General features: G+C 61.6%; 19 protein-coding genes. 15 read left to right on the top strand and 4 right to left on the bottom strand.

Features of this window, described 5'->3' with window-relative positions:
* Positions 1–28 precede the first annotated feature (28 nt).
* On the top strand, positions 29–934 hold the full coding sequence (locus FIU89_RS20630; protein WP_172978182.1) for a LysR family transcriptional regulator: 906 nt from the start codon (positions 29–31) through the stop codon (positions 932–934).
* A gap of 12 nt (positions 935–946) precedes the next feature.
* On the opposite strand, the gene FIU89_RS20625 is transcribed toward FIU89_RS20630, so the two are convergent.
* On the bottom strand, positions 947–1,855 hold the full coding sequence (locus FIU89_RS20625; protein ID WP_152494320.1) for a LysR family transcriptional regulator: 909 nt from the start codon (positions 1,853–1,855) through the stop codon (positions 947–949).
* 380 nt (positions 1,856–2,235) lie between these two features.
* On the opposite strand from FIU89_RS20625, the gene FIU89_RS20620 reads away from it, so the two are divergent.
* The 8 genes from FIU89_RS20620 to FIU89_RS22495 all read left to right on the top strand — a co-directional run bounded on the left by FIU89_RS20620 (position 2,236) and on the right by FIU89_RS22495 (position 10,470).
* Positions 2,236–3,018: an alpha/beta fold hydrolase gene (locus FIU89_RS20620; RefSeq protein ID WP_152494319.1), complete on the top strand. Its 783-nt coding sequence runs from the start codon at positions 2,236–2,238 to the stop codon at positions 3,016–3,018.
* Positions 3,019–3,121: 103 nt separating this feature from the next.
* A complete protein-coding gene (locus tag FIU89_RS20615) occupies positions 3,122–3,325 on the top strand; it encodes a hypothetical protein (protein ID WP_144435619.1) in 204 nt (67 codons plus the stop codon).
* A 130-nt stretch (positions 3,326–3,455) separates the two neighbouring features.
* Entirely contained in the window at positions 3,456–4,289 is an 834-nt protein-coding gene (locus tag FIU89_RS20610) for an alpha/beta fold hydrolase (RefSeq protein ID WP_152494318.1), read from the top strand.
* A 731-nt stretch (positions 4,290–5,020) separates the two neighbouring features.
* The gene (locus FIU89_RS20600) at positions 5,021–6,565 is read left to right on the top strand and encodes an ABC transporter substrate-binding protein (RefSeq protein WP_152494316.1); all 1,545 of its coding nucleotides are present in this window, start codon (positions 5,021–5,023) and stop codon (positions 6,563–6,565) included.
* Between the two features lie 92 nt (positions 6,566–6,657).
* A complete protein-coding gene (locus tag FIU89_RS20595) occupies positions 6,658–7,623 on the top strand; it encodes an ABC transporter permease (protein WP_152473885.1) in 966 nt (321 codons plus the stop codon).
* A 10-nt stretch (positions 7,624–7,633) separates the two neighbouring features.
* Positions 7,634–8,473 (top strand): ABC transporter permease, encoded by an 840-nt coding sequence (locus FIU89_RS20590; RefSeq protein ID WP_172977422.1) that lies wholly within the window; start codon positions 7,634–7,636, stop codon positions 8,471–8,473.
* Between the two features lies 1 nt (position 8,474).
* Positions 8,475–10,085 (top strand): ABC transporter ATP-binding protein, encoded by a 1,611-nt coding sequence (locus FIU89_RS20585; RefSeq protein ID WP_152494315.1) that lies wholly within the window; start codon positions 8,475–8,477, stop codon positions 10,083–10,085.
* A 160-nt stretch (positions 10,086–10,245) separates the two neighbouring features.
* Positions 10,246–10,470 carry a hypothetical protein gene (locus tag FIU89_RS22495; RefSeq protein WP_216647042.1) on the top strand — a complete coding sequence of 75 codons (225 nt, stop codon included), beginning with the start codon at positions 10,246–10,248 and terminating at the stop codon, positions 10,468–10,470.
* A gap of 129 nt (positions 10,471–10,599) precedes the next feature.
* Here the strand turns inward: FIU89_RS22495 and FIU89_RS20575 are convergent, their stop codons facing one another.
* Positions 10,600–12,579, bottom strand: coding sequence for an alpha/beta fold hydrolase (locus FIU89_RS20575; RefSeq protein WP_172978180.1), 1,980 nt, complete (start codon positions 12,577–12,579; stop codon positions 10,600–10,602).
* Between the two features lie 303 nt (positions 12,580–12,882).
* Here FIU89_RS20575 and FIU89_RS20570 point away from each other — a divergent pair, with 303 nt between their 5' ends.
* The 6 genes from FIU89_RS20570 to FIU89_RS20545 all read left to right on the top strand — a co-directional run bounded on the left by FIU89_RS20570 (position 12,883) and on the right by FIU89_RS20545 (position 16,677).
* A complete protein-coding gene (locus FIU89_RS20570) occupies positions 12,883–13,494 on the top strand; it encodes a ribonuclease D (protein WP_152494622.1) in 612 nt (203 codons plus the stop codon).
* Between the two features lie 2 nt (positions 13,495–13,496).
* On the top strand, positions 13,497–14,120 hold the full coding sequence (gene lptC / locus FIU89_RS20565; protein ID WP_152494312.1) for an LPS export ABC transporter periplasmic protein LptC: 624 nt from the start codon (positions 13,497–13,499) through the stop codon (positions 14,118–14,120).
* A 32-nt stretch (positions 14,121–14,152) separates the two neighbouring features.
* Positions 14,153–14,614 (top strand): lipopolysaccharide transport periplasmic protein LptA, encoded by a 462-nt coding sequence (gene lptA / locus FIU89_RS20560; protein ID WP_254701893.1) that lies wholly within the window; start codon positions 14,153–14,155, stop codon positions 14,612–14,614.
* Positions 14,614–15,372 carry an LPS export ABC transporter ATP-binding protein gene (lptB, locus tag FIU89_RS20555; protein ID WP_152494310.1) on the top strand — a complete coding sequence of 253 codons (759 nt, stop codon included), beginning with the start codon at positions 14,614–14,616 and terminating at the stop codon, positions 15,370–15,372. Before lptA ends, lptB begins: the two co-directional genes overlap by 1 nt.
* 228 nt (positions 15,373–15,600) lie before the next feature.
* On the top strand, positions 15,601–16,164 hold the full coding sequence (gene raiA / locus FIU89_RS20550; RefSeq protein WP_152494309.1) for a ribosome-associated translation inhibitor RaiA: 564 nt from the start codon (positions 15,601–15,603) through the stop codon (positions 16,162–16,164).
* A 48-nt stretch (positions 16,165–16,212) separates the two neighbouring features.
* Positions 16,213–16,677, top strand: a complete 465-nt coding sequence (locus FIU89_RS20545) for a PTS sugar transporter subunit IIA (protein ID WP_152494308.1) — start codon at positions 16,213–16,215, stop codon at positions 16,675–16,677.
* Here FIU89_RS20545 and FIU89_RS20540 read toward each other — a convergent pair.
* Together FIU89_RS20540 and FIU89_RS20535 are read right to left on the bottom strand one after the other, a co-directional pair.
* On the bottom strand, positions 16,665–18,095 hold the full coding sequence (locus FIU89_RS20540) for a sulfotransferase family 2 domain-containing protein (protein WP_152494307.1): 1,431 nt from the start codon (positions 18,093–18,095) through the stop codon (positions 16,665–16,667). The two genes, FIU89_RS20545 and FIU89_RS20540, sit on opposite strands and share 13 nt — an antisense overlap.
* Entirely contained in the window at positions 18,096–19,796 is a 1,701-nt protein-coding gene (locus FIU89_RS20535) for a beta-1,6-N-acetylglucosaminyltransferase (RefSeq protein WP_152494306.1), read from the bottom strand.
* Between the last annotated feature and the right edge of the window lie 9 nt (positions 19,797–19,805).

Raw genomic sequence — 19,805 nt, 5'->3', positions numbered from 1 at the left:
TTCACTGTCTGCCCATATGGACAATCACATGTCTAAGACGCCCAGCCTCGATGACCTCGCCCGCTTCAGAAAAGTCGTCGACAAAGGCTCTTTCGCAGCCGCCGCCCGGGATCTCGGCATTCCCAAAAGCACCCTCAGCAAGGCCATCGCACGGCTGGAGCAGGATCTGGGCGTACGCCTGCTTGAGCGGACGACGCGCAACATGCGGCCGACCGAAACCGGGCGGATCGTGGCGGATCACGGCAAGACGATGGTCGACGCCTTCGATGCGGCCCGGCGCGCGGCCAGCGACACCGACGGGCCGTCGGGCCGCATCCGTGTCGGGTGTCCGCCGGGCCTGTTGAATGATCTGCTGGATGATGTCATCGCCGAATTTCTCACCGACTTTCCCAGGGTCCGGATCGAACTGGTCGCGATGGCGGGCCCGCTCGACCTCGTCAGGGACGATGTGGATATCACGATCCGCGCGCGGTCACAGGTCGAGGCCGGCGCCTCGCATGTCGTGCGGCGGCTTGGGGTGTCGCGTGGCATCCTTGTTGCCGCGCCGTCCCTTGCCGGTACGAGCCATATGCTGACGCCTCGGGATTTGCAGGCCATCCCGACCCTGTGCCTGCCCGGCGACAGCCGTGTATGGGAGCTTTTTAACCGGGATGGCAAACCCCATACCATCGACGTCACCCCGCGGCTGGTCACGAGCGACATCGCCACCCTGCGGCACGCTGCAATCAGGGGGCTGGGCGTCGTCCTGCTGCCCGAACATTCCTGTATGCCGGATATTGCAGGCGGCCAGCTGATGCGAGTCTTGCCCGACATCTCGACGGTCGAGGGCACGATCTACGCTGTGTTCTCACGCGACACCGCAAGGGCCTCGGCGCTTCGCGCCTTCATAGACCACCTTGCACGCGCCTTCGCCATCGCCCCATTCCGGCGATAGCCCGGCCAATCTTCACACCGCCCGGGCCGAGCGCGCCAGCTCGCGCGCAAGATCGACGAATACCTTGAACGCAGCAGGCGGGTTGCGCCGGCTGGGGTAATACAGGCACAGCGGCGCAACCGGCGGGGTCCAATCGTCGAGAATCCGCACCAGTCGGCCCGCCGCGATATCCGCGCGCACGTTCGACTCCATGAAATAGCCGATGCCCACGCCATCGAGGACCGCGGTGCGCGCCAGGCTGGCCTCATCCAGGGTCAGTGGCCCGTCCACGTCGACATGCACCGGCTGGCCCTCGGATTCGAACTGCCAGCGAAACAGCGCGCCGTTCGGCAGGCGGACGCGAATACAGGTATGCGCCTTCAGGTCGGCTGGAACCCGCGGGACATCCCGGTTCGCAAAATAGGACGGCGCGGCCACTACGGCATGGCGCCGCGCTGGCCCCAGCGGAATCGCGATCATGTCCGACGGAACGAGGGTTTTGCTGCGCACCCCGAAATCGAACCCGTCCGCCACGATGTCCACAAGGCTCCCCTCGGTCACGAGATCGACCTGAACCTGGGGAAACCGCTTCAGGAACTCCAGGATCAGTGGTTCAAGAATCTCCTGCGCAGCGGTGACGAAGGTGTTGATACGCACGGTGCCGGAAGGCGTCTCCTGCTGCGATCGGACAGTGTCCAGAGCCTGATGGATATCCCGCACCGCCGGGCTGACCTGATCGACAAACCTGTGCCCTGCCTCGGTCAGCGAGACACTGCGCGTCGTGCGATTGAACAGGCGCACGCCCAGTTGTCCTTCCAGCTTGGAAATCGCATTGCTGAGCGCGCTCGTCGACATGCCCATATCGAGTGCCGCAGCCCGGAACGATCCTCTGCGGCTGATCGCGAGCACGGCATCGAAGTCGGTCAGCTTGTAGTTTTTCATTGTCCTGATTTCCGTAATTCAACATCTCACTTTATCCTAATTATCAAAACGCCGTCAAAAGCATAATTTACGGTCACGCATCAACTGACCGAAAGGAGCAGACAGCACAAAAGCTTACCCGGACCGGCGCTGATTCGAACGAGCCGGACATGAAATATTCTTTCAAAACTTGGGTAAGCCTTGGCCGAAAAAACGCCGATTTTCAATCATGCTGCAGCGTATCCAGCAAACCATACGCCAAAGTTGCAAGCACCCATCAGCGTCAAAACGCTACGATGCCGACGCCTGCGACAGGGATGCCATCCAGTAAAAAAGACCGGAAAGCCGCCCTCCCACGGCCTTTATGGACCTCTGCCAATATCAACCAAAGGAACATTCAAATGTCCAAGAAACTCAGAACTGCTGTCGCCGCCGCTGCCGCCGCCGCGACCATCACGACCAGCGCAAACGCGCAAGATACGATCCCGTCCGAACAGCCGGTCAAATCCGTCGTCCTCGTTCACGGCGCCTTTGCCGACGGGTCGGGCTGGCGCGGCGTGTACGACATCCTCACCGCCCGCGGCTACCGTGTCAGCATCGTGCAGAACCCGCTGACCTCTCTTGCAGATGACGTGGCCGCCACCGACCGCATCCTCGACCGTCAGGACGGTCCGGCGATCCTCGTAGGGCATTCCTACGGCGGAACGGTCATCACCGAGGCGGGCATCAACCCCAAGGTTGCAGGCCTCGTCTACGTCTCCGCGCTGGCCCCAGACGTGGGCGAGACCACGGGCGACCAGTTCGCCGACATCCCCGCTCCGCCGGAATTCATCATCGAGACCGGCGATGACGGGTTCGGCTTCGTCAACCTCGAAGAGTTCAAGACCGGCTTTGCCGGCGACACCGCCGATGCGGACGCGGCTTTCCTTCGGGACAGCCAGGTGCCTATCAATATGGATATCTTCGGAACGCCGGTGAAACACGCCGCCTGGAAGGAAAAGCCGAGCTGGGCCGTAATCGCGACCGAGGACAAGGCCATCGACCCGAAACTGCTGCGCCAAACCGCCGACCGGATTGGCGCCGTGTCGGTCGACGTGCCCGGCAGCCATGTCGTCTTTCTGACCAAGCCGGATGAAGTCGCCGACGTGATCGATGAGGCCGCCCGCGCCTCTGGCGGAAGCTGAATTATCAAGCGCGTGCGGCGGGGCCCGCCTCGCCGCATGAACCCGCAATCTGCTCAACCAGAAATCTCACTTGGGGAAATCACCCCGGCAATGGAGCCACACCATGTCCCATCTGAAAGTGAAATCTATACTCTCCTGGAGCGCGATCCTGTTCCTCATCTCGGTCGCGGCCGTCGCCGTCGCCTCCTGGATCGTCAATGTAGACAGTTTCATCGGTGGTCACGTTCAGGCGAACCGTACCTGCAAGCTGCCGAAATCCGACCCGTGTCAGTTGATCATATCGGGAAAACGCCATGTCCGGACCTGAATCAATCCCGCTCACCCGCCGCTGCGCGATTGCCGGTGGCACGGGCCTGCTGATTGCAGCGACCACACCGCTGCTGACCGCTCCCGGCCTGCGGGCCGAAACATCTCCCTCCATCAAAGGAACTCAGACCATGACCTACATTTCCGCCGAAGACGGCACGCAGATCTTCTACCGCGACTGGGGCCCGCGCGACGCGCAGCCCATCGTGTTCCACCACGGCTGGCCCCTGACGGCCGACGAGTGGGATGCCCAGATGCTCTATTTCCTCGGCAAGGGCTTTCGCGTCATCGCCTTCGACCGGCGCGGACACGGGCGCTCGGACCAGACGGAAACCGGCAACGAAATGGACACCTATGCCTCCGATGTCATCGCCCTGGCCGACGCGCTGGACCTCAAGGCAGCCGTGCATGTGGGCCATTCCACCGGCGGTGGCGAGGTCGTGCACTACGCCGCCCGCGCCAAGCCCGGGCGCGTCTCGAAGCTGGTGCTGATCGGTGCCGTGCCGCCGGTCATGGTGAAGAAGGACAGCAACCCCGACGGCACGCCGCTGGACGTATTCGACGGCTTCCGCCAGGCGCTTTTGGCGAACCGGCCGCAATTCTACCTCGACGTGGCATCGGGCCCGTTCTATGGCTTCAACCGCCCGGACGCGGAGGTCAGCGAAGGCCTTATCCGCAATTGGTGGCGGCAGGGGATGCAGGGCAGCGCCAAGGCGCACTACGACTGCATCGAGGCGTTCTCGGAAACCGACTTTACCGAGGACCTCAAGGCGATCCAACTGCCGACGCTGGTGATGCATGGCAGCGACGATCAGGTCGTGCCCATAAAGTCCTCTGCCTCAAGGACGGTCGAGATCATGCCGAACGCGACGCTCAAGGTCTATGACGGCGCCTCTCATGGCATGGCGGCGACGATGGCTGAAGCGATCAACGCGGACATCTTGGGCTATCTGCAGTCCAGTTGACGAACAGCACCGATCTGACGCAGAACGCGCCAGTTCGGGCCTCGCCTGCCAAGCTTCCCCCGTCTCTCCCCGGGGGAAGCCACCAGTCGGTTCTGGAAAAGCAATAGAAACTCCCACTCCAATTGACCAATGGCATCCAGACAGCGAACAGCCCAAAGCCGCCCTTGGTTTTTAGCGGTGCCGCTGCGCGGCAGAATACTCAAAGCTGACCTCAGTGATGCCAGCATGCTTCACTGGCTAGACCCAGTTTTTGATACCAAGTTGGCAACTCATCGAACCACACGGTAGATTTGGAGACGTGTTCGACCGCCCGCTTAAATCAATACCTATATGACCAAGTCCCCGCTCATCGCGGATTGCCGTATGCGCGTTCTTTTTCCAATAGACCCTGCCGCCTCTAATCGAGCTCAGAACTTCATCAACGTCTTGATCCGTGTTGGCATCACGCCAGAACGGCCCAAAAAGCTGCTTCGTGCTTGTGCTAAAGCCTTGATTTTGCAATTCAGATTTTCATCAGCTGACAAACCGCCTTGACTCCCGACCGACCCGCCTATGAACCTCGGGTATGCCAGACACCTACACAACGGAGGCAATCACAAACGCCGAACACTCCGAGAGACCGGTAACCGGCACGCGGCGTGTAACGGAAAATTCGCGAGCTATCAGCACAACCGGGCGGTTTTTGAAATCCCGGAAAAGTGACCATCGCGAACATCAACAGGGAGATTTAAATGAAAAAGACACTGACAGCCTCAATTCTGTACCTCGGGCTTGCGCTGCCGATATTGGCACAGGACACCGGCGGCCGGCTTGACATCGTGGTGCAACCCGAACCGCCCAGCCTGATGTTGGGTCTCGTACAAAACGGACCGACGCAGCTGGTTGCGGGCGACATTTACGAAAGCCTTTTGCGCTATGACACCGACCTGAACCCGATGCCGTCGCTGGCCAAGTCGTGGGAGATTTCAGACGATGCGCTGACCTATACCTTTACGCTTCAGGACGGGGTCACCTGGCATGATGGCGAGCCCTTCACCGCCGAGGACGTGGTGTTTTCGGTCGATACGTTCCTGCGCGAAACCCATGCGCGACTTCGGGTCAGTTTGGAACACGTTGAATCCGTGACCGCGCCAGACGATCACACCGTCGTTTTCAAGCTGAAGAACCCTTTTGGCCCATTCATCGGCGTCTTCGAGGCCGGAACCATGCCGATGATCCCCAAGCATATCTACGAGGGGACGGATTTCGCCAACAACGAAGCGAACAACGCGCCGATCGGCACCGGCCCGTACAAGTTCAATGAGTGGGAGAAAGGCAGCTACATCCACCTGGTGAAGAACGAGGATTATTATCTGGAGGGACAGCCCTATCTGGATGAGGTCTATTATCGCGTCATTCCCGATGCCGCCTCGCGCGCGGTGGCGTTCGAAAATGGCGAGGTCGACGTGCTGCCCGGTGGCTCTGTCGAGAACTGGGACGTGAAACGCCTGACCGAGATGGACGGTGTCTGTTCCACCGGCAAGGGTTGGGAGTACTTCGCGCCCCATGCGATGGCGTGGATGAACACCCGCGAAGGGGCCACGGCAAACAAGGATTTCCGCAAAGCTGTGATGCACGCGATGGACCGCGAATTCGTGAAGGATGTGATCTGGAACGGGTTCGGCACGGTCGCCACCAGCCCGGTATCGTCCAAGACGAATTTCTACACCGACGACACCATCATGTACGATCATAACCCCGACAAGGCACGCGAGCACCTGGAGGCCGCAGGCTATGACGGGGAAACCGTGCGCATTCTGCCTTTGCCCTACGGCGAGACATGGCAACGCTGGGCCGAGGCGATGAAGCAGAACCTCGAAGAAGTGGGCGTCAACGTCGAAGTGGTGGCGACCGACGTCGCCGGCTGGAACCAGAAACAGGCCGAGTGGGATTTCGATATCGCCTTCACCTACCTCTACCAGTACGGTGATCCGGCCTTGGGTGTCGCACGCAGCTATCTTTCGTCCAACATCGCCAAGGGCAGCCCGTGGAACAACGTCGCCGGTTATGAAAACCCTGAGGTGGACGAGATGTTCGCCGAAGCCGCCATCGCCGCCACCCCGGAAGAGCGTCAGGAGATTTACACGCAAGTCCAGAAACAACTGGTCGACGACGTGCCGGTCGCCTGGCTTCTGGAGATCGAGTTTCCAACGATCTATCGCTGCGACGTGAAGGATCTCGTGACCACCGCCATCGGTGTGAATGACGGGCTGCGCGACGCGTGGGTCGAGCAATAGATCCAAGTGAGGATGCAAAGCTGGCCCGGAATGACCCGGGCCAGCCTCTATTCGGTCCCTGACGACCACCGCGAACCGAGCAGGCCCAGACAATGAACCTTGCCGCCGCCATATTTGGCCGTACCGCCAAAGCCATCATCACGCTTTTGCTGGTCGTCGTGCTGAATTTCTTCCTGATCCATGCAGCCCCCGGCGACCCGGCGATGGTCATGGCAGGCGAAGCAGGCGCAGCGGACGAACAATTCATCCAGCAATTGCGCCAGCAGTTCGGGCTGGATCAGCCGCTTTACGTACAGTTCTGGAATTACGTCTCGGGCGTCGTGCAACTAGATCTTGGCTACTCCTATCGTCAACAGATGCCCGTGCTGGACCTGATCCTGGACCGATTGCCCGCTACGCTGTTACTGACGATGACCGCCTTTGGCATGTCCCTGCTTCTGGGGATCGTGTTCGGCCTTGCCGCCGCCGCACGGCAGGGCAAATGGAGCGATACCGCGATCACCACCATGGCATTGCTGTTTTATGCCACACCGCTTTTCTGGGTTGCGCTGATGGCCGTCGTGCTGTTCTCGGTGCATCTGGGCTGGTTCCCGGCCTTCGGATACGAAACCGTTGGCGCTGAATACACCGGCATAACCGCTGTGCTGGACCGGCTGAAACACCTGTTCCTGCCGGCGCTGACGCTTGGGCTTTTCTTCATGGCAGTGTACCTGCGGATGACACGGTCCTCGGTTCTCGAAGTCAGCCAGATGGATTTCGTCAAGACGGCCCGCGCCAAGGGTCTGCGCGAGGGAACCATACGGCGTCGTCACATACTGCGCAATGCCCTGTTGCCCGTCGTCACACTGGCCGGTCTTCAGGCAGGGCAGCTGGTGGGCGGTGCCGTTCTGACCGAAACCGTGTTCGCATGGCCCGGTATCGGTCGCCTTATGTTCGAGAGCTTGACCGCGCGTGACTATAACACGCTCCTCGGTGTGTTCCTTGTCTCGGCCGCCATGGTGATCGCCTTCAACATCATCACCGATATTGTGTATCGGCTGATTGATCCGCGGATTTGAGGAGACACCCATGATCGATTTCCTCAAAAGATTCTCCCGCAACCGGGGCGCGGTGATCGGCGCGGTGATCCTGACTTGCGTTGTTCTCTTGGCCATCTTCGCGCCTCTGATTTACCCAGAAAGCCCGTGGAAGATGGTGCAGCGGCCCTTCCTCGAACCGTTCAGCACCGAGGGCTTTCCTCTAGGCACCGATACGTTGGGCCGCGACGTGGCGGCGGGGTTGGTGCATGGCGCGCGCGTGTCGCTGATCGTGGGGCTGGTGTCGACCCTGGTGGCGCTGTTGATCGGCGTGCCGCTCGGGGCATTCGCGGGCTTCTACGGAGGGCTGGTGGATGACGGCGCCATGCGTTTTACCGAGTTTTTCCAGACCATCCCGAACTTCGCGCTTGCCATCGTCCTGGTCGCGATCCTGGAACCGACGCTGCCGACGATAACGCTGGCCATCGCCATCGTCAGCTGGCCGCCCGTCGCCCGCCTCGTGCGGGCCGAGGTACTGTCGCTGCGCAAGCGTGAGTTCGTCGATGCCGCACGGCTTGCTGGGCTATCAAACGCCCGTATTCTTTTCGGACATATCCTGCCCAACGCGATGTCACCGATCATCGTCATGGCCTCTTTGATGGTGGCAACGGCGATCCTGCTGGAAAGCTCGTTGTCCTTCCTCGGCTTGGGGGATCCCAATATCATGAGCTGGGGCTACATGATCGGCGCGGCGCGCACGGTGATCCGCACGGCCTGGTGGCTAAGCTTCATTCCGGGCGTGGCGATCCTGCTGACGGTTCTGGCCCTGAACCTCATTGGCGAGGGGTTGAACGACGCCCTGAACCCCCGGCTGGCAAGAAAGGGGCGCTAGGATGGAAACCGTGCTGTCGATCCGCGATCTGGCGATATCCCTGCCGCCCGGCGCGGACCGGGACTATGCAGTTCAGAACGTGGACTTCGACCTGAAGTCCAGCGAAATCCTCTGTGTGGTCGGCGAATCCGGGTCGGGCAAGTCCATGACCGCCAACGCACTCATGGGCCTGCTGCCCGATCAGGTTGAGATCGCCCAAGGCTCTGCCGAATTCGAAGGGCGCGACCTGATGGCAATCCCGGACCATGAAAGGCGCAAACTGCGCGGCGACCGGATCGGCATGATCTTCCAGGAGCCGATGACGGCACTCAACCCGTTGATGCGCATCGGCGACCAGATCACCGAGGTCTTCGAGGCGCATAACCGCCACAGCCCGCCCGAACGGCGCGCCAAGGCGCTGGACCTGGTCCGCGAGGTTGGTCTGCCCGACCCCGAAAAGATCATCCGCGCCTATCCGTTCCAGTTGTCGGGTGGGCAACGGCAACGTGCGATGATCGCCATGGCGTTGGCTCTTGATCCGGCGATCCTGATTGCCGACGAACCGACAACCGCTCTGGACGTCACCACGCAGGCCAAGATCCTCGACCTTATCAAGACCATCCAGTCCCGGCACGGCATGGCGGTGATGTTCATCACCCATGATTTTGGTGTGGTCGCGGAAATCGCCGACCGGGTGATCGTGATGCGCTATGGCGAGATCGTCGAGCAAGGCGCGGCGCGCGAGGTTCTGGCCAATCCGCAACACGCCTATACCAAGGCCCTGCTAGAGGCGATCCCGTCCGATCACGTCCCGACGCCGGAGCCTGTACGCGCGCAGCCGGTGCTAGAGGTCCGCAACCTGTGCAAGACCTTTGTCACCTCGGGCGGGCTATTCAAAGCCTCCCGCAGCGTGACCGCAATCGACGATGTCTCTTTCACCATCGCACGCGGCGAGGTCTTGGGGATCGTCGGAGAATCCGGCTCGGGCAAGTCCACCGTGGGCCGTGCAATCGTCCGGCTGGTGGAGCCCGACAGCGGCGAAGTCATCCTTGACGGCCAAGACATGAACAGCCTCACGGCTCAGGAGCTACGCCACGCCCGCTGCCGGGTTCAAATGATTTTTCAGGATCCTTACGCGTCACTTAATCCGCGCAAGAAGATCCTCCATGCGCTCTCCGAAGGCCCCATCGTGCAAGGCGTGTCCAAAGAGAAAGCCCATGCCCGCGCACGTGAACTGCTGGAAATCGTCGAGTTGGATGCAGGCGCCGCCGATCGCTTTCCACACGAGTTTTCCGGCGGACAGCGACAGCGCATCGGGATTGCCCGGGCCTTGGCGATGGATCCAGACCTTATCATTGCGGACGAGGCGGTTTCGGCGCTTGACGTATCTATCCAGGCCCAAGTGCTGGACCTTTTGCGAGACCTGCAAAGCCGACTGAATCTTTCGCTCATGTTCATCACTCACGACATGCGCGTGGCGGCTCAACTTTGCGATCGGGTGGCCGTGATGCAAAAGGGCAAGCTGGTGGAGATCGGGCCGGTGGCCGAGGTGTTTCTCGATCCCAAAGAGGACTATACGCGCAGCCTTCTGGCGGCCGTGCCCGGCACGACATGGGATCGACAATTGGCATGAGCGATCCTTGGACAAGGATCAATCCGGATCGCGGTGTCGTCCAAAGCAGCAGGGTTTCGAGTTACAAGGTTCGACACTTCGGCGCCACGTTCATAAACGCCTTGGCAATATTCTAAGCGGTGGCGACTTGAATGAAAGGACCGTGCTGCGCAGGCGGTCCTTGGCTGACGTCTACACCTTCGGACAGTGCGGCGAAGCAGTTATCGAAACCGGATTCTCGAATTTACTCGAGTTTGCCTATGGCAACGACAACGGGCCAATCGCAACTGGCGCATTTTTGACGAAGGTTGATGAAAGTCTGTCCCTGGCACGCAAATCATATCCACCCAAGGTTAGAGGATACGCCGAGGCAAAGGACGACTTATCCGGGCATTTAATTTCATAATTACAATGAGGTAAGCACTCCCATCGGTCACAGAGAGACACGCGTGAGCATGAAGGCGATGCCCTTCAGTGGCACCACTTTCCTGGATACATCTCAGTCCTCTCTACAAGGGTTCGTCGCCTTCGGGGTTTACTGTGCCGTCTCGACCCAAGGTGCGATATGGAACGCTGGAACCGCCGTCGCCTCGACGCAGGAATTGTCGAGCCTGCGTGAGGGATCATTGACGAAGGCCACGGTCATGTCCCCGACGCAATCGACATAAGCCAGCGCGCCGTGACCGGCCTCGGCAATGAAGAAGTGCTGCGCGTTGCTCAGCCCGCGCGTGGCCTCCTTTGCCCAGCTTGCAGCAGTCTGCGTGTCCCATCCCGACCCGATTGAAACCGTGGGAATATCGCTTTCCACCACCTCGTGCCAATTGTCGCGCGGCGCCGGCGTGAACGCCTTGCAAGCCGTGTAGACGCCCATGGCCGGGCCATCGAAAAAAGCCGTCACGTCAAAGGGCTGTTCCGCGACCGTCTGCCGGTAACCTTCCATCGTGTTGTACGGCACATCCTCCTGGCATGCGTAGAGCATCAGGTCGATGGAGTTCTGCTGAAACTCCAACGTGTGAGACTGCACCGATTGCGCAGCGTCGGCATAGACGGCGGCGACTTCTTCGTCGGTCATCGCCTCCACGATGGCCAGCAGGCGCGCAAGATGTGGCCCCTCGAAATGCGTTTCGACAAACTCCGACAACCTGGCGCGCGTGGGTTCGCCCAACTGCAGCGCCGAGTATCCTTCCAGTGTCGCGCGGGCGGCATCCGAGGTGACGATCGTGTCGGGCACGGCGGCCGACATTTCGGCATCGAACAATCCCGGCATCGGGCCCAGCACGCGGTCACGGCGCAACTGACGGCGCAGGTCAGCCACGGCGATCCCGAGCGCCGCTGTGGCATCCTCGATGATCTCGGCATCTCCCAGCGCCATCTGCAGCAGGTGCACCTGCTGCTCGGTCAGATCGTCCCGCCGTGCCGCAAGAACCGCCTCCGCATCCGGCTGCGGCACCGAGAAATTCCAGTCCTTCACGACCATCTCGATGGTCGGCGTGTCCTCTCCCCGGTGCAACTCGTACACCATCGCGGGGATATACGGCGTGAGCGAGCCGAGGTTGAACCGATCGTTGCGCTGCGAGAAGAAGCTGAGCACCAGTTGCGGCGGAATGGTCGCGCCGTCGACCACCAGGTCCCCCGCCGTCGACCGCGCGATGACGTCGCGCAGCACCCCGCCCAGATCAGGATAGGCGGTGTCACAGGCCGTGTCCGCGGCGCAATCCTCGACCAGCCGCTGCATCGATTCCGCCAGTGGCAGGGTCAGCGTGTCATAAAGCCTGACCCACGGGGGCGCGACGCCGTCGATCACGGCTGACCGGACACCCTCGGGCGCAGTGCGCAACACCTCCAGCGTCAGCTTGGTACCGTAGGAAATGCCGTAAAGGTTCCATTCCTCGTAGCCCAGCGCGGTCAGGATCATCGGCACGTCCAGCGCGTTCTGCCGCGTGTTGTATTTCGAAAGATCCGTGCCGTCCGCTTCGATCTCGGACAGGCAATCCTTCAGGAACTGGCTGACCACGGGGTTTCCCTCCGGGTCCGCTTCCAGCGCGCCGGTCTCCTCGGTCATGACCTGGCTGACATTCTGCGCAATCTGCTCGTTGCAGACCACGCTGCCCGAAGAGATGCCCGCGGCCCGCTGATCGAAGATGATCACGTCGCGATTGGCACGAAACGGCGCAAAGGCGTCCGCCATGAAGCTCAGACCGCTGTTCAGGTTACCGATCCCCGGCCCGCCATGCAGGTAAACCAGCGGGTCCGGGGCCGGATAGGTCGTCTCGGATCGCAGGATCGCAAAAGCGAGGTCGACACTTTGCCCGTTCTGCGGCGCGTCGTGATCCTCCGGCACGGTGACCGTTCCGCAAAGGATCGTCTCGCCGACGATTTCCGACATCGCCATCGGGTCGCGACAAGACACGATCTCGACGGGGGCGCCTTCGCCCCGAGCCAACAGGGTCTCGAAATACCTCCCGTCCGGCTCGGGCGCCGTCAGGGCCATCAGCAGTGTGATGATATCTTTCATCGTGAACCTCGCCTGAATGAATTGCGGGCAGAAAACGCCCCGGTTCATCGTTACAAATACACATGTCGAAAACTTGTAATTCCGGCGACTGTCACATCGGACCAAAGGCAACGGACTGCAGGTGACTCACGCCAGGGCAACGCCACGGCTTGACGGTGCAAGACCACACTACCACGTATGTCGTGATCGGTCCAAAGACGGGCCACGCGATTGCTTTTCGTTGAGCGTCCGCATCTTTTCGCTTAAGCAGGCGCACATCGCGCGGCAGCGCCCTATATGAGTTCGAAAACAAGCGGGCGGATCATGGCCAATCACTTCTACAAATCGGACCTTCCGGACGACCTCGATCTTGGGTCCGTCGTCGCCATCGATTGTGAAACGATGGGGCTCAACCCCCATCGGGACAGGCTTTGCGTCGTGCAGCTGTCGGGCGGCGACGGCGACGCGCATATCGTTCAGGTGATGCAGGGCCAGACCAGCGCGCCCAACCTCGAACGTCTTCTGACCGATCCCTGCGTCCTGAAGCTGTTCCATTTCGGTCGCTTCGATATTGCCGCGATGTTCAACGCCTTCGGCGCGCTGGCCGCGCCTGTCTACTGCACCAAGATCGCCAGCAAGCTTATCCGCACCTATACCGACCGGCACGGGCTGAAATACCTGCTTCAGGAACTGCTGGGCGTCGATATTTCCAAGCAACAGCAATCGTCGGACTGGGGCGCGCCCGAACTGAGCGACGCGCAGCTGGACTATGCCGCCTCTGACGTTCTTTACCTGCATCGGCTGCGCTCGGAACTGGACGCCAGGCTGGCCCGCGAGGGCCGCACCGAGCTGGCCCAAAGCTGTTTCGACTTTCTGCCGACGCGGGCCCGGCTGGACCTGGCCGGCTGGCCCGAAACGGATATCTTTGCGCACTGACCATGGCAACGACCGACAACTTCTACTCGCGCCTGGTGGCCTGGATGAAGATCATCCTGCCGTTGGCCGCGCTTGGCCTGTTGTCCACGATCTTCCTGATTTCGCGCCATATCGACCCGACCAAATCCATCCCCATCGCCAATATCGACCTGGAGCAGCGCGCGCGCGACCAGGGCGCGACGAACGCGGCCTTTGCCGGCGTGACCAGCGGCGGGGACGAGGTGACGATCACCGCCGAAACCGCCCGCCCGGCAACGGACGATCCCCGCCTGATCAACGCCGAGGATGTCACCGCCGAGATGCGGTTGTTTTCCGGCGGCATGGTGACCGTCAGGTCCGATCGCGGCGACATGCACCAATCCGATCTGAACGCCTCGCTGATGGGCAACGTCCATATCGACACGACCACCGGCTACGAGATGACCACCGAGCGGCTGAACGCAAAGCTGGACGTGCTTTACGCCGAAACGCCCGGCCCCGTGTCGGGCACCGGCCCCGCCGGAGACCTGACCGCGGGGCGCATGGTCTTGTCCGAGGACGACGAAACCGGCGAGGCACATTTGGTTTTCACCGAAGGGGTGAAGCTGGTATATACTCCGCAGCCGTCCGAGGACCCAGATCAGTGACCCATTCGTTTCGCATTTTGATTGCAGTCATTTTGTTGTGCCAGCCACTTGGCGCCGCCGCCCAGGGCGCGCAGGTCGCCTTCGGCAACACCGCGCAGGACAGCAGCCTTCCGGTCGAGGTCACCGCCGACAATCTGGACGTGAACCAGCAGGACGGCACCGCGGTCTTTACCGGCAACGTTCTGATCGGACAGGGCGAGATGCGCCTGTCCGCGCCCCGCGTTCTGGTGGTCTACAAGAGCGATCAAAGCGGCATCGAAGAGCTTCAGGCGACCGGCGGCGTCACCCTTGTCAGCGGCGAGGATGCGGCCGAGGCGTCGCGCGCCGATTACAACGTCGACACCGGCCTGATCGAGATGGAGGGCGACGTGCTCCTCGTTCAGGGTATCAACGCGCTGAGCGGTGACAAGATGTTCGTCGACACGCGGGCCGGGACCGCCCGTGTCACGGGCCGCGTCAAGACGATCCTGCAACCCGAGGACGGGAACGAGTGATGGCCCGGCCCGAGTTGCATATCGCCCACGAAAGCACCGGCCTGTCGGTCGAGAACCTGCGCAAGAGCTACAAGAAGCGCGTCGTCATCCGCGATGTCACCCTCTCCCTGCGCCAGGGCGAGGTCGTGGCGCTTCTCGGCCCGAACGGGTCGGGCAAGACGACGACCTTCTACGCCATCGCCGGGCTGATCCATCCCGAGGGCGGGCATGTGCGGATCGACGGGCGCGACGTGACCAACCTGCCGATGTATCGCCGCGCCAAGCTGGGCGTCGGCTACCTGCCGCAGGAAATGTCGATCTTTCGCGGCATGTCGGTCGAGGACAACATCATGGCGATCCTCGATATCTCGAAGGACAGCCGCCACAAGCGCCGCGAGCGGCTCGAGGAATTGCTGTCGGAATTTTCCATCGAGCACCTGCGCCGCGCCCCCGCGCTGGCCCTGTCGGGCGGTGAGCGGCGCCGGGTGGAGATTGCCCGCTGCCTTGCCGCCCAGCCCAAGTACCTGCTGCTGGACGAACCCTTTGCCGGGGTCGATCCGATCTCGGTCGGCGATATCCGCCACCTGGTCGCCGACCTCAAGAAGCGCGGCATCGGCGTACTGATCACCGACCACAACGTGCGCGAAACGCTCGAAATCGTGGACCGTGCCTATATCCTGCATGACGGCAAGGTCCTGATGTCGGGCACCCCGTCCGAGGTCGTGTCGAACGAAAACGTCCGCCGCGTCTACCTCGGCGAAAATTTTCGTATATCCTGAGCGATCTTGCGCCGGGCCCTCACGCAATCTCCATTGACAAGATGCCCATATCGCGGATCAAATGAGGTATGACGCTTTCGGTTTTTGCACTGTTCGAGCCGTGCGACCCATCCTTTGGGCCGGGCCCGGGCACACAGAAAACGTCATTACATCCCTCACGGATTTGACCTGGATCAGCGCGTCTCATCGCGCCACAGGCCATTTCTGTCCGCATGTTGGAGGTTCTGAATGCGCTATCAAATCAGTGGAAAACAAATCGATGTCGGCCAGGCTTTGCAGACTCATGTCGAGAACGAGTTGAACTCCATTGTGGAAAAATACGCCGAACGGCCGACGGACGCGCACGTGATCTTTTCCAAGAGCGCGAGCGAATTCGTCTGCGAGGCAACGGTCCACCTGTCCACCGGGCTGACCGCCCAGGCCAAGGCCCACGCGCATGAGATCTACGCCGCGTTCGACGATTGCAGCGAGAAACTGGAAAAGCAGTTGCGCCGCTACAAGCGCCGTTTGAAGGACCATCATCGCGACCGGGCGGAACCTATTGAACTTTCTCAGGCTTCCGCCTATATCCTCGCCTCCGAAGCCGATGGGGGAGAATCGGAACCCGAAAGCCTGCAGCCGGTTATCGTTGCAGAGATGGAGCATCATATTCCCTCTCTGTCGGTCGGCGAGGCAGTCATGCAGATGGAACTTGCCGGCGCCCCGGTGCTCGTGTTCCGGAATGAAGGAAAAGAAGGGGTCAACGTCGTTTATCGCCGCGATGACGGCAATATCGGATGGATCGACCCGTAAACAATCGAGCTAGCAAGGCGGAACCGGCCGCCGATGGAGCATAACTGAATGCAGTTCACTCAGATTTTGCGGCCTGACGCGGTCCGGGTCTATTCCTCCGTGTCCAGCAAAAAGCGCCTTCTGCACGAGCTTGGCAGCATTGCCGAGTCCGTCTACGGCCTCGATCCGCAAAAAGTGGTGGACGCCCTGATCGAGCGCGAAAACCTCGGACCCACAGGCGTGGGGCATGGCGTGGCCTTGCCCCATGCGCGTCTGGCGGGCATCGACTCGGTCGTGGGTGCGCTGGTGCTGCTGGACACGCCGATTGACTTCAACTCGGTCGACCGCCAGCCGGTCGACCTGGCCTTTGCCCTGTTCGCGCCCGAAGATGCCGGCGTGGAACATCTCAAGGCGCTGGCGCTTGTCTCGCGCACCCTGCGCGATCCGGCGATCTGCGCCAAGCTGCGGGCCAATGACGATCCCGCGACGCTGCACACGATTATCACCGAGGCACAGTCGGTTCAGGCGGCGTAAGCCCGAAACCCGAACATCATGTAGTCGCGCTGGTAGATGTCACTGACCAGCGTCTCGATCTCTTCGTCGTAAATTTCGTCGATCGAAAAGGGCTGATCGGGCACGGATGTGGCCGGGCGCGCGGCCGCGTCATAGCCCACCGATGCCGCCAGCCGCGGAAGCGCCTCGGCCAGTTCCTCCTCGCGCAGCACGAGATCCGGCAGGCTGAACTGCGCCATGCCCTGCATGATCGCCGATTGCGTGGCCCAGTGCGCGTCCACACGGATATTCGTCTGTCCGGCAAGGTTCGCCTTCAGAAACTCCAGGAACGCCGCAAAGGCCTGCTTGTGCGCCTCGCGGTCATAGCCCTCGTCCGGCATCTTCCCCGGCAGCGGCAGCTTGTGGAAATTGCGCAAAGTCTTTCGGATGTCCGCAAGACATCCCGGCCCGGTTTGCAGGATCTTGTCGCAGAACGCCGCATGGGCCCGCGCCACGGGATGCCGCACCACGGTAAAGCCGCGATGCCCCGGATGACGCCGCTTCCACTGGCGCAGGTCCTTCTGGTTCAGCTTGGTCGGCAGGTCGTCCGCCGCCACGCTATCCAGCCCCGCCAGCCAGTCGCACACCGCCGCCTCGGGTCCCGACCGGATCGGCATGTACAGCAGCGCCGCATGGGCTCCGGTCACGAAGCCCGGCACCGCCGGCCCCCGGCGCGGCTCGAAATTGGGCGTCCGGGTCAGGTTGAACGGATCGAGCCCGGCAAAGGCCTGTTCCATGTCCCTGAAGTTGGACACCTTGTCTTCAAGTCCGCTGGGATTCTGCTTTTTCAGCGACGCGTCCAGCGCCTCCAGCCGCTCATCGCTGCCCAGGAACTTCGCCAGACCGTTCAGCACGTCTAGGTTCTGCAGATCCTCGTAGGCGATGTAGAACGCCGCCTGTCCCGACGCCTGCAGCCGGTTCAGCAGGAACACCTGAAATTCCTGCAGCTTGGTCACATGCGTCTCGAACTCGGCCTTGTCGAAGCGAACCTGGCTGTCCTTGCGCCGCTTCACGTTGGTCAGCTTCCACTGGCCCGTGGCCTGGGCGATCTTCCAGCTGACATAGCTGTCCAGCGGGTTGCGCGTCAGGATGATCTTGGCGCAGCGCGGATCGTCCAGCATCACGTCAAGGATGCGCGGGTCATGATCGTGAAAGTACCGGAAACCGCCCATCTTGCCCGGCACGTCCCGCACCGCCTTGATCAACTGCATCGGGTCGGCATCGCGCGTATGCTGCGCCACGCCGGCGATCTCGTCGCGGTTGGGATAGCCGATGAAATGCGGGTTGAACGCCTCGCCGAAACACTCGAAGCTTTCGAACGCGTTCAGGTTCGCCTCGAGAAAGTTGGACCCGGTGCGCATCTCGGCAAACACCGCGAAATAGTCGAATTGACCTGCCATCTATCGCACCAGATAGGGTTTGCGTTGTTGCGCCTGCGGCTCGCGCAGGCGGTGCTCGACCGGGAAATCGCCCATCAGGTAGGGATGCATCCCCTGGTTCTTGAGGTTCTGCAAAAACTGCCCGAACCCGGTCAGGTCGGCCATCTTCGGCACCTCGGCCAGGCCATGCACGCTTTGCTTGCCAATCTCGTCGATGATCGTCTGCAAGGGCTCCATCGGCGCCTCGATGAACTCCGCCATGGTCCAGATCCGCACCCGCGCCTTGCCCCATTGCGAGCGCAGCACATCCAGGTGCTTGCTTTCGATCTGTTGCAGCAACGCGGCCTCCTGCCGGATGTCGGCGAAGTTCATGTTCGACTTGAACAGCGGCACCGCCCACGCGCCCGAAATGACAGAGATCTGCGCGTTCTGGTCCTTGGCCAGCGGCCACTCGATCTTCTTGATGTGGTCGCGCGGACCGACCTGGAAACACTGCCGCTCGCCCCGCGTGTTCCAGATCAGGCTCGCCAGGAACGCCTGCGGATTGTAATCGCGCAGCTTCGCACTGTCGCTCAGCGCGCCGTTCATCACCGTCTGGCCATCGGAAAACTCGGCCCGCTCAGGGGCAAAGAGATGCCCGTGCACCCGCGTGCCCGTGACCTTGGCCAGCCAGGGCTCGAAATTCTCGAAAAGGTCGCTGAACCCCTCGAACACCGAGTATTGCGCGCAGGTCAGCCCGTTTTCGCGCCCCTCCACCGGAAACCGGCTCTGCATCAGCAGGCCGGGCCGCCCGCGCGTCCGACGTTCCACCGCCTTGGCAAAGATCCGGTCGATCTTGCCGGGGTTGGGCTCGGTCCGCTTCATCGCGCCCGCCGCATCGGTCAGGAACGCATTGTAAAGCCGGTTGGCAAAGGGCCAGATCTTGCGCGCCACGAAACAGTCCGACCGCCGCAAAAGCTGCAGGTGATCGTCGTAGAAGATGTGCGGCTTGCCCTGGTAATCGAACTTCGACAGGGTCAGCGACCGGCTCTCGATTTGCCTGGAATAGAGCCTTGCAAGCGTCTGGAAATAGCTTTCGTCCGGGATCCACACCCGCTTGAAATAGCTGTCATAGGTCGCCCGCTCGGGGTCCGTCAGGATCGCCGACAGGGTCTGGCGCGTCAGGCACCACCATTGGCTGCCCATATGCGGCACGATCCCGTTGGGAATGCGCCGCTTGTAGCCGATCTTACGTTGCAGGCGAACATAGGCGTCGAACAGCTTGCGGTGCCGCCGCCACGAAAACGGGAACCGCAGGGTGAACCTCTCGTGATCCAGGCCTCCGATGGTCCAGGGCACATCCGCCGTCGTGGCGCTTTCGATGAAATCGGTCTGCGGCCGATCCTCCAGGTAGTCGATCAGTTCCTGCACCGGCCGCAGCGGCAGGCACGAGCCGGACGCCAGGTAAACATGCCGCACGTCGGGAAAGCTCTTGAGCATGATCTCCGACGCCGCCTGCGTCGCCGCCACCAGCCCCCAGGTGCCCCACTCGCACCGATGCCGCCTGGCGAATTTCACCTGCTCGAGGTCGGACAGCGCCGCGACGAAATTCCTGTACGTCTCGCTGGGCACGTTGCGGTCTGCATGAATGACCAGCGGACAGCCCACCGCGGCCCAATGGCGCGCCACTTGCTCGGCCCGGTCGAATGCCGTGTGGACCAGCATTATGATGCCGACGCTCACCCTCTGCCC

Origin of the sequence: Roseovarius sp. THAF27, from assembly GCF_009363655.1 — a bacterium.
Classification (GTDB): domain Bacteria; phylum Pseudomonadota; class Alphaproteobacteria; order Rhodobacterales; family Rhodobacteraceae; genus Roseovarius.
Note: the sequence above shows the minus strand (reverse complement) of the source record. Positions and strands in the feature narration are given on the sequence as shown.

What these genes read in the sequence shown, in the direction of transcription:
- FIU89_RS20630 (WP_172978182.1), top strand. Translation starts at nt 29, where the DNA reads ATGTCTAAGACGCCCAGCCTCGATGACCTCGCCCGCTTCAGAAAAGTC.
- FIU89_RS20625 (WP_152494320.1), bottom strand. Translation starts at nt 1,855, where the DNA reads ATGAAAAACTACAAGCTGACCGACTTCGATGCCGTGCTCGCGATCAGC.
- FIU89_RS20620 (WP_152494319.1), top strand. Translation starts at nt 2,236, where the DNA reads ATGTCCAAGAAACTCAGAACTGCTGTCGCCGCCGCTGCCGCCGCCGCG.
- FIU89_RS20615 (WP_144435619.1), top strand. Translation starts at nt 3,122, where the DNA reads ATGTCCCATCTGAAAGTGAAATCTATACTCTCCTGGAGCGCGATCCTG.
- FIU89_RS20610 (WP_152494318.1), top strand. Translation starts at nt 3,456, where the DNA reads ATGACCTACATTTCCGCCGAAGACGGCACGCAGATCTTCTACCGCGAC.
- FIU89_RS20600 (WP_152494316.1), top strand. Translation starts at nt 5,021, where the DNA reads ATGAAAAAGACACTGACAGCCTCAATTCTGTACCTCGGGCTTGCGCTG.
- FIU89_RS20595 (WP_152473885.1), top strand. Translation starts at nt 6,658, where the DNA reads ATGAACCTTGCCGCCGCCATATTTGGCCGTACCGCCAAAGCCATCATC.
- FIU89_RS20590 (WP_172977422.1), top strand. Translation starts at nt 7,634, where the DNA reads ATGATCGATTTCCTCAAAAGATTCTCCCGCAACCGGGGCGCGGTGATC.
- FIU89_RS20585 (WP_152494315.1), top strand. Translation starts at nt 8,475, where the DNA reads ATGGAAACCGTGCTGTCGATCCGCGATCTGGCGATATCCCTGCCGCCC.
- FIU89_RS20575 (WP_172978180.1), bottom strand. Translation starts at nt 12,579, where the DNA reads ATGAAAGATATCATCACACTGCTGATGGCCCTGACGGCGCCCGAGCCG.
- FIU89_RS20570 (WP_152494622.1), top strand. Translation starts at nt 12,883, where the DNA reads ATGGCCAATCACTTCTACAAATCGGACCTTCCGGACGACCTCGATCTT.
- lptC (WP_152494312.1), top strand. Translation starts at nt 13,497, where the DNA reads ATGGCAACGACCGACAACTTCTACTCGCGCCTGGTGGCCTGGATGAAG.
- lptB (WP_152494310.1), top strand. Translation starts at nt 14,614, where the DNA reads ATGGCCCGGCCCGAGTTGCATATCGCCCACGAAAGCACCGGCCTGTCG.
- raiA (WP_152494309.1), top strand. Translation starts at nt 15,601, where the DNA reads ATGCGCTATCAAATCAGTGGAAAACAAATCGATGTCGGCCAGGCTTTG.
- FIU89_RS20545 (WP_152494308.1), top strand. Translation starts at nt 16,213, where the DNA reads ATGCAGTTCACTCAGATTTTGCGGCCTGACGCGGTCCGGGTCTATTCC.
- FIU89_RS20540 (WP_152494307.1), bottom strand. Translation starts at nt 18,095, where the DNA reads ATGGCAGGTCAATTCGACTATTTCGCGGTGTTTGCCGAGATGCGCACC.